Raw genomic sequence first — 12607 nt, 5'->3', positions numbered from 1 at the left:
AACCCCTTAGTCGATGGTGAACGGGTCGTACTGGATCTGATCCAACGCGGTGCCTGCCACGAGCATCCGCGAAACGGTCGCCCTGATCATCGCGGGCGACCCGGACACGAGCACGTCGTGCCCAGGCCATGCGCCGTATCGGGTGACGGCTTCGGCCAGTGTGCCGCTTTCGCCGCCGGCCAGGCCGGGGCCGCGCTCGATCACCGGCACGACGTTCAGCCACGGGTTCGTGGCCGCCAGCGCGCGCAGCTGCTCGAGGTCGTAGAGGTCTTCGCGGGTCTGCCCGCCGTAGAACACGCGCACCTTGGGGTTCTCGCCCCACTGCGCGAGGTCGTCGAGAATCGAGCTGATCGGCGCGATGCCGGTGCCGCCCGCGATCATCAGCACGTCGCGGCCGGCCTCGCGGTCGACCCGCATCCGGCCGAGCGGCGGGCCGAAGCGCCAGATGTCACCGGACTGCGTGTGGCTCACGATCGCGCGCGAGACCCAGCCGCCGTCGACCGCGCGCACGTGGAACTCCATGCCGCCGTCTTCGCGCGGCGCGTTGGCAGGTGAGAGGTACCGCCACAACCGGGGCCGCTGCGGCACTTCGACGCTCATGTACTGGCCGGGGAGGTACGGCACCGGGTGCTCCGGCTGCAGTCGCACCAGCGCGAGGTCCCAGGTCAGCCTGCGGTGCTCGACGACGGTCGCGGTCCACGAAGCCGGGTTCTGGTCGGAAGCCGCCGCCTCCTGCATCGCGCGCGCGACGATGGTGAACGCCTCCGCCCACGCGCGCTCGACCTCCGGCGTCCAGTCGGGACCGAGGTGGTTCTTCAGCGAAGCGAGCAGCGCGGTGCCGACGGCCTCGTAGTGCCGCGGGATGACGCCGAACTTGCGGTGGTCGCGGCCGAGCTGCTTGAGAAAAGGGACGAGGTCGTCCGGCCGGTCCACCATCTGCACGATGTGCACCAGCGCGCGCACCAGGCGGCCGCGCTGCACTTCCATGTTGATCGGGAAGAAGTCGCGGGTGGCGGGCGCGAGCGTGAACAGCATCCCGTAGAAGAACTGGGAGATCTCGGGCAGGAACGGCTCGGCCTTGTCCCAGGCATCCCGGATGAGCCCTACCATCGCCGTGACGGCGGGCGGGGCCTCCCGGTGGGTGGAAGATCGGGGAAGTGGGCTAACCGCGTCGGCTGTCATGTGTCCTATGTGTCGATCGACCGGCGTTTCCGGGCTGTCCGCAGGGTAGCCGGAGACCAGCCCGTTGCCCGCATTGTTGCTCCGTCCGGGTGTACCGAGGGTCACTCGGCAACTAGTTGCCCGGTGCAACCGTTCTGCCTAAGCTTGTATCGTACAACCATCTTGGAGGTCAACGATGAGCACCGAGAGCGAGGACGACGCCCGCGTCGAGCTCATGCGGGAGCTGAAGACCTCTTCGCAGCTACAGCACGCCTGGCTGATGCAAGTCTGGCAGGCGAACCCCAGCCTGCATCCGGCGGCCGCGATGCTGCTGTCGGACCTCGCCAAGTTCGGCGAGTCGCGCCCGTCGGACGTCGCGAAACGGCGCATGGTCGACATTTCCGTCGTCAGCAGGCAGATCGCCCAGCTGTCTTCGGCCGGGCTGATCGACCGCCGCCCGGCGCCGGAGGACGGCCGCGCGTCGCTCATCAGCGTTTCCGAGCGCGGCCAAGCCGAGTTGCTGGCGTGGCGCGGGCGCTATCTGGAGTTCATGACCCACGCGCTGGCCGGTTGGGACGCCGATCAGGTGACGGATCTGACGCAGCGTCTCGCCGCGATGAACAAAGATCTACGCAAAGCCCTTGCGACCGAGGTCAAGTGCGAAGTTTCGTAACCCTACGGAGTCTGTGCCGGTGCTTTTTGACCGGTTAGGTTTCGGGATGTGACGAGAAGCCGGGCCGCGCTGCTCATCGCACTCGGGCTCGACAACTTCGGCACGGGCCTCTTCCTGCCGCTCGTCCTGCTCTATGTCACCCGTGAGGTCGGGCTGCCGCTCGGCGTCGCGGGCATGGCGATCACCGGCGGGGGGCTGGTCGCCTTCGCGGTGCCGCCGGTGGCCGGGCACCTGGTCGACTGGATCGGCCCGCGCTGGGTGGTGGTCGCCGCGTTCCTCGTGCAGGCGACCGGGGTTTCGCTGTATCTGCTGGCCCATGGCGTGGTGACGGTGGTCGTGGTGGCGATGATCGTCGCCGTCGGCCAGCAGCTGTTCTACTGCGCGCTCTACGTGCTCGTCGCCGACGTCGCGGGCAACGTGCCGAAGGACCGGCCGTTCGCGGTGGTCGCGATGGTGCGGACGGCGTGCTTCGGCGCCGGCGCCTTCGCCGCGGCCTTCGTGCCGTCCGGCTACCGCATGGCGCTCGTGGGCGACGTGCTCACCTTCCTGCTCGCCGCCGCCGTGGTCGTCACGTTCGTCGACGCGCCGCACAAGGTCGCCTGGTTCGAGAAGGTGCCGGCGAAGGTGACGCAGAACCGGCCGTACCTGGCGTTGATCTTCTTCTGCGGGCTGTTCAGCCTCTCGCTCGACTTCTTCCTCGTCGGCATGCCGGTGTTCGTGCTCGACCAGTTGCGCGGCCCGAGCTGGCTGCCCGGCGCGATACTGGCGGTGTTCACGCTGTCGTTCAGCCTGAGCGGCACCCTCGCGCTGCGGCACACCCGCCGGTTCACCCGAATCGGTGCGATGCGGCTCGGCTCCGCGCTCTTCGCGGCCTGGTCGGCGCTCAGTCTCATCGCGATCGTCGTGCCGTTCGACGGGCTCCCGCTGTACCTGCTGACCGTCACGCTCGTGCTGGCAGCGGGCGAACTGATCTTCGGCCCCCGGGGTGGCGCGCTCGCCGAAGCGGCGGCACCACCGGCGGCGCGCGGACGTTATCTGGCCGCGTACCAGTACGCGTTCACCTTCTCTTCGGTGCTGGCCCCGGCTGTCGCGGGGCTGTTTTCGCTGGCAGTCTGGTTGCCATGGGTGCTGGTCGCGGCATGCGCCTGCTTGGCCGTTGCCGGGCTCGGGTGGCTCGGGCCCCGGCTGCCGGAGGAAGCCGTGACACCGATTCAGGGTTGAGCGGAACAGACTCAACTTTTCTGACGTTAGGGATAGCGAACAGTACTTTTGACAGAGGTGAGGGATGGACGCTTTCAACCCGACCACGAAGACCCAGCAGGCCATCTCGTCGGCCGCGCAGGCCGCCACCATGGCCGGAAACCCCTATGTCGCCGCCGCGCACCTGCTCGGCGCGCTGCTGGCGCAGGGCGAGGGCCTCACCGCGCCGCTGCTGACCGCGGTCGGGGCCGATCCGGCGCAGGTGCACAAGGAGCTCGAGCCGATCATCCAGGCGCTGCCGTCCGCGACCGGCGCCACCGTGTCGAGCCCGCAGTTCGACGCGCACGCCGTCAAGGCGCTGACCCACGCCCAGAAGCTGGCGACCGAACTCGGCGACGAGTACGTGTCGACCGAGCACCTCCTCGTCGGGCTGGCCACCGAGGGCGGTCCTGTCGCCGACCTGCTCGGCCGCCATGGCGCGACGCCCGAGGCGTTGCGCGAGGCCTTCACCAAGGTCCGCGGTTCCGCGCGGATCACCAGCGCCGATCCGGAGAGCACGTTCAAGGCGCTGGAGAAGTACGGCGTCGACCTGACCGAGCGCGCCCGCGCCGGCGAACTCGACCCGGTCATCGGGCGCGACACCGAGATCCGCCGCGTCGTCCAGGTGCTTTCGCGGCGCACCAAGAACAACCCGGTCCTCATCGGCGAGCCCGGCGTCGGCAAGACGGCCATCGTCGAGGGACTCGCCCAGCGGATCATCGCCGGTGACGTGCCGGAGTCCTTGCGCGGCAAGCGGGTCATCGGGCTGGACCTCGGCTCGATGGTCGCCGGCGCGAAGTTCCGCGGTGAGTTCGAGGAGCGGCTCAAGGCCGTGCTCAAGGAGATCACCGACTCGGCTGGCCAGGTCATCACCTTCATCGACGAGCTGCACACGATCGTCGGCGCGGGCGCGACCGGCGAGGGCGCGATGGACGCGGGCAACATGATCAAGCCGATGCTCGCCCGCGGCGAGCTGCGGATGGTCGGCGCGACCACGCTCGACGAGTACCGCCAGCACATCGAGAAGGACCCGGCGCTGGAGCGGCGCTTCCAGCAGGTGCTGGTCGGCGAACCGTCCATCGAGGACACCATCGGCATCCTGCGCGGCCTCAAGGAGCGCTACGAGGTGCACCACGGTGTCCGGATCACCGACGCCGCGCTGGTCGCCGCCGCCACGCTGTCCGATCGGTACATCACCGCCCGGTTCCTGCCGGACAAGGCGATCGACCTGGTCGACGAGGCCGGTTCGCGGCTCCGGATGGAGATCGACTCCCGGCCTGTCGAGATCGACGAGGTCGAGCGCGCGGTGCGCCGGATGGAGATCGAGGAGATGGCACTGTCCAAAGAGGACGATGTCGCCTCCAAGGAGCGGCTGGCCGCGCTGCGCCACGAGCTGGCCGAGCGGCGCGAGCAGCTCACCGCGCTGACCGCGCGCTGGCAGAACGAAAAGGGCGCGATCGAGCGCGTCCGCGAGTTCAAGGAGCAGCTGGAGCAGCTGCGCGGCGAGTCGGAGCGCGCCGAGCGCGACGGCGACCTCGGCCGCGCGGCCGAGCTGCGCTACGGCCGCATCCCGGCGCTGGAGAAAGAGCTCGAAGCCGCGACCGCGGTCAGCGAGACCGTCGCCCAGCAGCAGGTCATGCTCAAGGAAGAGGTCGGCGCGGACGACGTCGCCGACGTGGTGAGCGCGTGGACCGGCATCCCGGCAGGCCGTCTGCTCGAAGGCGAGACGGGCAAGCTGCTGCGGATGGAGGAGGAGCTCCAGCGCCGCGTCATCGGCCAGCCGGAGGCGGTCACCGCGGTGTCCGACGCGGTACGCCGCGCGCGTGCCGGTGTCGCCGACCCCGACCGGCCGACCGGGTCGTTCCTGTTCCTCGGCCCGACCGGCGTCGGCAAGACCGAGCTGGCCAAGGCGCTGGCGGAGTTCCTGTTCGACGACGAGCGCGCCATGCAGCGCATCGACATGAGCGAGTACGCCGAGAAGCATTCGGTGGCCCGCCTGGTCGGCGCCCCGCCCGGCTACGTCGGCTACGACCAGGGCGGTCAGCTGACCGAGGCCGTGCGCAGGCGGCCGTACTCGGTGGTGCTGCTCGACGAGGTCGAGAAGGCGCACCCGGACGTGTTCGACGTGCTCCTGCAGGTGCTCGACGACGGTCGGCTCACCGACGGTCAGGGCCGCACGGTCGACTTCCGCAACACCATCCTGGTGCTCACGTCCAACCTCGGCTCGCAGTCCATCGCGGACGCGCAGCTCGACGAGCGTGGCCGCAAGGACGCGGTGCTGTCGGTCGTGCAGCGGCACTTCAAGCCCGAGTTCCTGAATCGACTTGACGACATTGTGGTCTTCCACTCGCTCGGCACCGAGCAGTTGACGTCCATTGTGGACATTCAGATCGACAGGCTCGCGAAGCGGCTCGCGGCGCGCAGGCTCACCCTGGACGTCACAGAGGGTGCCCGCGAATGGCTGGCGCTGAACGGTTTCGACCCGATCTACGGCGCGCGCCCGTTGCGACGATTGGTTCAGTCCGCCATCGGCGACCAGCTGGCCAAGGCGCTGCTCGGCGGCGAGATCCGCGACGGCGACACCGTCCGTGTCGACATTCCGGAGCTTGAGGCGAGCGACTCTCTCGTGGTTGGGCGCGTCGAGTAGGCCACGAGACGCGACCTACATCCAAATGATTCAGCGCGACACTCCCCCGGCTGATCTCTTCGGAGGTGGCCGGGGGATACGCTTGTCTACGTGGGTATTCCGGCGTGGATCTGGTTTGTCATCGCCGCTGTCGCATTGGTGGCGGGGCTCGGGCTGCTAGCTGCCGACAGAGCGCGTGAAGGCTCGCGCAACCGTGAGCGGATGCGCTGGGCCGAGCTGCGCGGCTGGCAGTTCGTCGAAGAGGACGAGCGGCTGCCGCAGCAGTGGCAGGGTGGTGCGCTCGGGTACTTCGGCGCCGAGGCGGCGGTCAACGTCGTCGCAGGCTCCACCTTCACCTCGGACGGCCGCCGCCCGGTGTTCATCTTCGACATCGAGTCGAACGGCCAGATCCCGGCGGTCGTCGTCGCCGTGCGCTGCAACCGCGTGCACCAGACGCTGCTGGAGATGTGGCTGGCCAGCGTCCCGTTCCAGCGTGACGGCATGCCCGAGATGCTCGGCCCGATCGGCCAGCGCTACGCCTTCGCCGACGACGGCGACGCCGCCCGCGTGATCATCACCCAGGACCTGGTCGACGCCGCCGACTCACTCGGCGGCGACGTCGGCGTCGCCTGGCTCGAGAACGAATGGGTGCTGGCCAGCGCCGCCCCGAACGCCGGGCCGTCCAGGCTGGAGCGCCTGCTGCGCGACCTCGGCGAGATCGCCGACATCGTCGACCCGTTCGACGAGGAGTTCAGCGAAGGTGTCGGCGGCGCCACCGCGGTGCCCGCACCCGGCAAGCACTGGCAGGACGACCAGCCGGAGCAGGTCCACTCGCCCGACCAGCAGCAACGCCCCGACTCCTACTGACGCGATAAAGCGGGCTTTACTCCAGGGGATAAAGCCCGCTTTACATCGCGGAGTAAAGCCCGCTTTATCCCGGGCCTGACCCCGTTACTGCGGCTGGATGTCGAGCGGAAGCCCGCTGATCCTCAGGCCGCCCGCGATCGGAGCCTGGTCGAGCACGGTCACGCTGCCCCCGACCTCCTGGGCGACCTTGCCGTTCTGCTGCGTCGAAGGCCCGCCGGTCAGCGGCTGGCTGACGCCCGCGGCGCCCGAGAAGTCGGTCGCGGTGTCGGCGTTGAGCGCGGCGACGTGCTCGATGCCGAGGTCACCGCTGAACGAGTTGCCGAGCGCGGCCTCGCCGCCCTCGACCACCCCGGGCAGCGTGCCCCGGAATGCACCGAAGTAGCCGAGCTTGCCCGACTGCGCGCTCGCGACCGAGGTCGACAGCCCGCCGAGGTGGCCGCCGATGGCGTGCGCCTGGTTGAACGCGCCGTCGAGGCCGTTCGACACCGTGCCGCCGGTCTGGCTCAGGTCGAGCAGGCCGGTGAACGAGCCGCGCGCGAACTGCTCCGAGCTCGTCCCCAGTGCGCCGAGGTCGCCGAGATCGGCGGCCTGCCCGGAAGACCTGGTGAGCCCGGCCGAGCCGCCGAGGTCGGACAGCGCGTGCGTGCCCTGCGCGCTGACCAGGTTGGTCCTGGTCAAGTGCAGCTCGGGGGCTTCGGAGTGCTGGCTGAGCAGGTCGATGCCGTTCGGCAGCCGGAGCCCGTCCTCACGCTCGGTCTCGGTGGCGAGGTGCGCGTCGGTCTCGGAAAGCACGCCGGCGACAGCGCCCGCCGGGTCGAGCGCCCACTCTTCGCGGCGGTTCAGCGCGCTTTCGACGTGCCCCGCGTTGGTGGTGCCCGCGACGACGGTGTTGCCGTCCGGGAGATGACCGGTGATGACGTCGGTGCTCTTGGTGGTGAGGAAACCGTTGAGGAACGAGCTGTTCTCACCGGAGTGGTCGGTGCTGCCCTGGCTGAGCCCGCGGTCGAGCGACCCGGAATGACGGTGCTCGATCGGCAGATCGGCGGCCCAGGCGGCCTGCCCGGCGAGCACCAGCGCGAGCGGCGCGGCGCCCGCGGCGACCTTGGGAAGATAGCGGGCTTTGCGCATGCTGTGCCGACCCATGCGCGGGACGATACTTCCCGACCAGCATCGTCGCACGTCAGGGGTTCACCGCGTTACCGTGGCGAAATGACCCGCACCGCAGTGATCACCGGCGCCACCGCAGGCATCGGCGCCCAGTTCGCGCGCACATTGGCCGCCGAAGGCCATGACCTCGTGCTCGTGGCCCGTGACGCCGGCCGACTCGAAGCGCTCGCCGCCGAGCTCGCGCGAAACCACTCCATCGAGGCTTTAGCCTTGCCAGCCGATCTGTCCACCGTCGAGGGGCGGACTTCGGTCGAAGAACGGCTCGCCGGGGACGTCGACCTGCTCGTGAACAACGCGGGATTCGGCCTGAGCGGTGAATTCTGGACGATTTCGCAAGACGAGCTGCAGGCTCAGCTGGACGTCAACGTGACCGCGGTGCTCCGGCTGACCAGGGCGGTGCTGCCCGGCATGATCGAGCGCGGACGCGGCGACGTGATCAACGTCAGCTCGGTCGCCGGTTTCTTCCGCGGCCGCGGATCCACTTACACCGCAAGCAAAAGCTGGGTGACCTCGTTCTCGGAAGGCATCGCTGCCGCGTTGCCGCCCGGTGTCCGCGTGATGGCGCTCTGCCCCGGTTTCACGACGACCGAGTTCCACGAGCGGGCCGGTCTCGACAAGCCAGGACCCCAGAAGTTCTGGCTCAAGCCCGACCAGGTGGTCACCGAGGCGCTCGCCGATCTGCGCCGCGGCAAGACGGTCTCGGTACCGAGCTTCCAGTACAAGGCCGTGGTCACGCTCGGCCAGCTGATCCCGCGCCCGCTCGTCCGCGCCATCGGCAACCGCGTCGGCGGCCGCGGCCGCACCTAAACCCCTGAGGACCGGGATAAAGCGGGCTTTACTCCCCGGTGTTTAGCGGGCTTTATCCCCGGGAGTAAAGCCCGCTTTATCCCGGCTTCTAGGTGAGTATCGCGAAAAGGCTAGATAAGGCTATGTAGGGCTAGCCCCACCTCGAAGACGCTCGTGCGCCCCAGGGAGTTCGGGGTGCTGGATGCCTAGCGTTTTGTGCATGGAACTGGGGAATGACGCGGTCCGCCTCGACGGTGTCCGCAAGGTCTACGGCAAGGGCGACTCCGGCGTCGCGGCGCTCAAGGGCGTCACCATCGGCTTCCCGCGTGGCGGCTTCACCGCGGTGATGGGGCCTTCGGGCTCCGGCAAGAGCACCTTCCTGCACTGCGCCGCCGGGCTCGACCGGCCGACGTCGGGCAGCGTCGTGCTCGACGGCCAGGACCTGTCGACGCTCAGCGAGACCAAGCTGACCAAGCTGCGGCGTGACCGGGTCGGCTTCATCTTCCAGGCGTTCAACCTGCTCCCGGCGCTGACGGTGGAGGAAAACGTCACCGTCCCGCAGATGCTGGCCGGGCGTAAGGCCGACCGGACATTCGTGCGCGAGGTGCTCGCGAGCGTCGGGCTGGCCGATCGCCGCAAGCACCTGCCGTCGGAACTGTCCGGCGGCCAGCAGCAGCGGGTCGCGATCGCGCGTGCGCTGATCGCGAAGCCCGCGGTGGTGTTCGCCGACGAGCCGACCGGCGCGCTCGACTCGCGCACCGCCGCCGACGTGCTCGGCCTGCTCAAGAACACCAGGCAGACGGTCGTCATGGTCACGCACGACCCGGTCGCCGCGTCCTACGCCGACCGCGTCGTGTTCCTCGCCGACGGCAGGCTGGTCGACGAGATCCACGCGCCGACCGCCGCGGTCGTCGCCGAGCGGATGACCCACCTCGGCGAACTGGTCGGTGCCTGATGCTGCGGATGGCACTGCGCACGCTGCGGCTGCGCAAAGGCGGGTTCCTCGCCACCTTCGTCGCGATGTTCTTCGGCGCGCTGATCGTGATGGCGTGCGGCGGGCTGATGGAGACCGGCATCCGCACGGCCGTGCAGCCACAGCGGCTCGCGGGCGCGCCGATCGTCGTCGCCGGCGCGCAGCAGCTCGAGATCCCCAAGGAGGATCCGGCCGAGCGCGACCCCGAAAAGGACCTCAAGACCGAGACAGCGAACCTGCCCGAGAAGGTCAGGCTCGACGCTTCGCTGGTCGCGAAGCTGCGCGCGGTGCCGGGCGTCGAGCAGGTCGTCGCGGACTTCTCTTTCCCGGCAGGGCAAGCGGTCGGCCACGGCTGGTCGTCCGCCGCGCTCACCCCGTACACGCTGACCTCCGGCAAGGCGCCCGGCGAGGGCGAGGTCGTCGTCGAGTCGGGCACGGTCGGCGACCGGATCGACCTTCCGGTGCCCGGCGGCGTCGAGTCGTTCCGGATCTCGGGTGTCGCCGCGCCGGTGCACGCGGTCGGCAAGCCGTCGGTGTTCTTCTCCGACGGCGAGGCCGCGCGGCTGTCCGGACATCCCGGCCGGGTCGACGTCATCGGCGTCTTCGCGCCGGTCACCACGGACCTTTCGGCCGCGCTGCGCGGCACTTCCGCGCTGGCGCTGACCGGCGACGACCGGGGGACCGTCGAGTTCCCCGAGGCCGTCACCAGTGGTGAGGCGCTGATCGTGCTCGCGGCCGTGTCCGGCGGATTGTCGGTGATGGTCGCTATGTTCGTGGTGGGCAGCACGCTCGCGTTGTCGGTCCAGCAACGCATGCGTGAGCTGGCGCTGTTGCGCGCCATCGGCACGACGCCGAGGCAGCTGCGCCGGATGGTGCTCGGCGAGGCGATGGTCGTCTCGGTGCTGGCCACCGGAATCGCCGGGCTGCTCGGCTCGCTGCTGGGGCGCTGGCTGTTCGATCAGCTCGTCGAGAACGGCGTGGTCCCGCCGGTCGTCGAGTTCCACCAGGGCTGGATCCCGGTGGTGGCGGCCGCGGGCGCGGCGACGCTGGCCGCGTTCTTCGGCGCGCTGCTCGCGGCGAACCGGGCCGCGCGCACCCGGCCGACCGAGGCGCTGATGGAGGCGGGCGTCCAGCGGCATTGGCTGACGCCGATGCGCGTGATCTTCGCTGTGCTGTGCTTCGGCGGCGGGAGCGCGCTGGCGATCGTGACGGTCGCGGTGATGACCGGCCCGGTCGCGGCGAGCACCGCCGGACCCGCGGTCATGCTGTGGGCGATCGGCCTGGCGATGATCAGCCCTGGCGTGACGAAACTGCTGGTCGCGATCGTGCAGTGGCCGTTGCGCGCGCTGTCCGGCGTGAGCGGCCGGTTCGCGATGCTCAACGCCCGTGGCCGCAGCGTGCGCATCGCGGCCGCGGTCACCCCGATCATGCTGGCCACCGGCATCGCGACCGCCAACATCTACCTGCAGACCACCCAGGCGGCCGTCTCCGACCAGGCGTTCACCGAGAACCTGCGCGCCGACGCGGTGATCAGCGCACCTGCCGGGCTCGACTCCTCGATGCTTGAGAAGGTCAAGGCGACGCCAGGCGTCACAGGCGCTTCGGAATACGTGCCCAGCCAGGTGTTCATCCTCAAGCCGTTCGGTGAGACCGACGACGACGGCATTCCCGTGCTGGGGGTGACCGCGGACGGCGCGGCGCAGACCACCGCGGCGGTCCCGTCTTCGGGAACGCTGACCGCGTTGCACGGCAACACCGTCGCGATGCCGGAGTCGCTCGGGCACAAGGTCGGCGACCGCCTCGTGGTGATGCTCGGCGATGGGGCCGTGACCGACGTGGTGGTCGTGGCCGTCTTCCCGGCTCGCGCGGGTTTCGAAAGCCTGCTCATGCCTGCCGAGACCATCGCGCCGCACACCACGACCGGGCTCGCACGGCAGATCCTGGTGCGCGGGTCCGCGGACTTGGGACAACTGGCCCGACCGGGCGTGACCGTCGCGGGTCGCGAAGCGCTCTTCTCCGCGCACGTCCAAGACCGGGAGATCGGCGCTTGGGTCAACTACCTGCTGGTCGGCATGATCATGGCGTACACGGTGATCTCCGTGGTCAACACGCTGGTGATGGGCACGATGCGCAGGCGCCGCGAGTTCGGCCTGCAACGGCTCACCGGCGCCACCCGCGCCCAGGTGCTGCGCATGATGGGCATGGAAGGCGTGCTGATCGCGGTCGTCGGGGTGACACTCGGGACGATCGTCTCCGCGGGCGCCATCGTCCCGTTCTGCCTGGTGGTGACCGACTCGGTGCTGCCGACCGGGCCGCTCTCGATCTACCTGACCATCGCCGGGATCGCCGGCGCGCTCGCCCTGTTCGCGACTTTGGTCCCGACCTGGGCGGCCACGCGCGGCCGTCCCGCCGAGGCGGCTCTGGCCGATGACTGAGAGTGCGTATGCGAGGATTCCGGCCGTGGCGTACCCCGGATTGGATCAAGCGGCGAAGTTCGAATTGGCGAGGCTGGTCACGGATCTTTCCGTGGTGCACGGCAAAGTGACCTTGGCCTCTGGCAAGGAAGCCGACTATTACATCGACCTCCGGCGCGCGACGCTGCACCACGCGGCCGCGCCCCTGATCGGCAAGCTGCTCCGCCAGCTCACCGCGGACTGGGACTTCGGCTCGGTCGGCGGACTGACGCTCGGCGCGGACCCGGTCGCGCTCGCGATGCTGCACTCGGCCTCGTCCGACGGCGTCGTGCTCGACGCGTTCGTCGTGCGCAAGGCGCTGAAGACGCACGGCATGCAGCGGCGCATCGAAGGCGTCGAGGTGCTGGGCCAGCGCGTGCTGGCCGTCGAGGACACCTCGACCACCGGCGGCAGCGTGCTCACCGCCGTCGAGGCGCTGCGTGAAGCCGGCGCGACGGTCGTCGGCGTGGCGACGGTCGTCGACCGTGACACCGGCGCCCGCGAGGCCGTCGAGAAGGAAGGCCTCGAATACCGCTACCTGCTCGGCAAGGACGACCTGGGCTTGTAAGCCCGTTCGCCGGTAGCGGATCAGCCTGCGCCCTGCGTGAGGCGGGGGTAACGTCGAGTACGTGGACACCCCGCCTCCGCCGGGCACCCCACCG

10 protein-coding genes are annotated in these 12607 nt (G+C 69.7%); 8 read left to right on the top strand and 2 right to left on the bottom strand.

Features of this window, described 5'->3' with window-relative positions; all coding sequences use genetic code 11:
- Window positions 1-6 precede the first annotated feature (6 nt).
- Window positions 7-1182 (bottom strand): globin domain-containing protein, encoded by a 1176-nt coding sequence (locus tag AB5J62_RS42145; protein WP_370945649.1) that lies wholly within the window; start codon window positions 1180-1182, stop codon window positions 7-9.
- A gap of 175 nt (window positions 1183-1357) precedes the next feature.
- On the opposite strand from AB5J62_RS42145, the gene AB5J62_RS42140 reads away from it, so the two are divergent.
- The 4 genes from AB5J62_RS42140 to AB5J62_RS42125 all read left to right on the top strand — a co-directional run bounded on the left by AB5J62_RS42140 (window position 1358) and on the right by AB5J62_RS42125 (window position 6566).
- Window positions 1358-1834, top strand: coding sequence for a MarR family winged helix-turn-helix transcriptional regulator (locus AB5J62_RS42140; protein ID WP_370945648.1), 477 nt, complete (start codon window positions 1358-1360; stop codon window positions 1832-1834).
- A gap of 48 nt (window positions 1835-1882) precedes the next feature.
- On the top strand, window positions 1883-3055 hold the full coding sequence (locus tag AB5J62_RS42135) for an MFS transporter (protein WP_370945647.1): 1173 nt from the start codon (window positions 1883-1885) through the stop codon (window positions 3053-3055).
- 64 nt (window positions 3056-3119) lie between these two features.
- Window positions 3120-5720, top strand: a complete 2601-nt coding sequence (clpB, locus tag AB5J62_RS42130) for an ATP-dependent chaperone ClpB (RefSeq protein WP_370945646.1) — start codon at window positions 3120-3122, stop codon at window positions 5718-5720.
- 90 nt (window positions 5721-5810) lie between these two features.
- The gene (locus AB5J62_RS42125; RefSeq protein WP_370945645.1) at window positions 5811-6566 is read left to right on the top strand and encodes a hypothetical protein; all 756 of its coding nucleotides are present in this window, start codon (window positions 5811-5813) and stop codon (window positions 6564-6566) included.
- Between the two features lie 84 nt (window positions 6567-6650).
- Here the strand turns inward: AB5J62_RS42125 and AB5J62_RS42120 are convergent, their stop codons facing one another.
- Window positions 6651-7709, bottom strand: coding sequence for a hypothetical protein (locus AB5J62_RS42120; RefSeq protein WP_370945644.1), 1059 nt, complete (start codon window positions 7707-7709; stop codon window positions 6651-6653).
- Between the two features lie 66 nt (window positions 7710-7775).
- Between AB5J62_RS42120 and AB5J62_RS42115 the strand changes: the two genes are divergently transcribed.
- From AB5J62_RS42115 to pyrE, 4 genes are all read left to right on the top strand, one after another.
- A complete protein-coding gene (locus AB5J62_RS42115) occupies window positions 7776-8540 on the top strand; it encodes an SDR family NAD(P)-dependent oxidoreductase (RefSeq protein WP_370945643.1) in 765 nt (254 codons plus the stop codon).
- A 199-nt stretch (window positions 8541-8739) separates the two neighbouring features.
- The gene (locus AB5J62_RS42110; RefSeq protein WP_370945642.1) at window positions 8740-9474 is read left to right on the top strand and encodes an ABC transporter ATP-binding protein; all 735 of its coding nucleotides are present in this window, start codon (window positions 8740-8742) and stop codon (window positions 9472-9474) included.
- Entirely contained in the window at window positions 9474-11927 is a 2454-nt protein-coding gene (locus tag AB5J62_RS42105; RefSeq protein WP_370945641.1) for an FtsX-like permease family protein, read from the top strand. The genes AB5J62_RS42110 and AB5J62_RS42105 overlap by 1 nt, the downstream gene beginning before the upstream one ends.
- Window positions 11928-11952: 25 nt before the next feature.
- Complete coding sequence (gene pyrE / locus AB5J62_RS42100) at window positions 11953-12513, top strand: orotate phosphoribosyltransferase (RefSeq protein ID WP_370945640.1); 561 nt, start codon at window positions 11953-11955, stop codon at window positions 12511-12513.
- The last annotated feature ends 94 nt before the right edge of the window (window positions 12514-12607 follow it).

This window comes from Amycolatopsis sp. cg5, assembly GCF_041346955.1.
Classification (GTDB): domain Bacteria; phylum Actinomycetota; class Actinomycetes; order Mycobacteriales; family Pseudonocardiaceae; genus Amycolatopsis.
The sequence above is the reverse complement of the archived record's forward strand: the minus strand, read 5'-3'. Positions and strand labels throughout refer to the sequence as shown.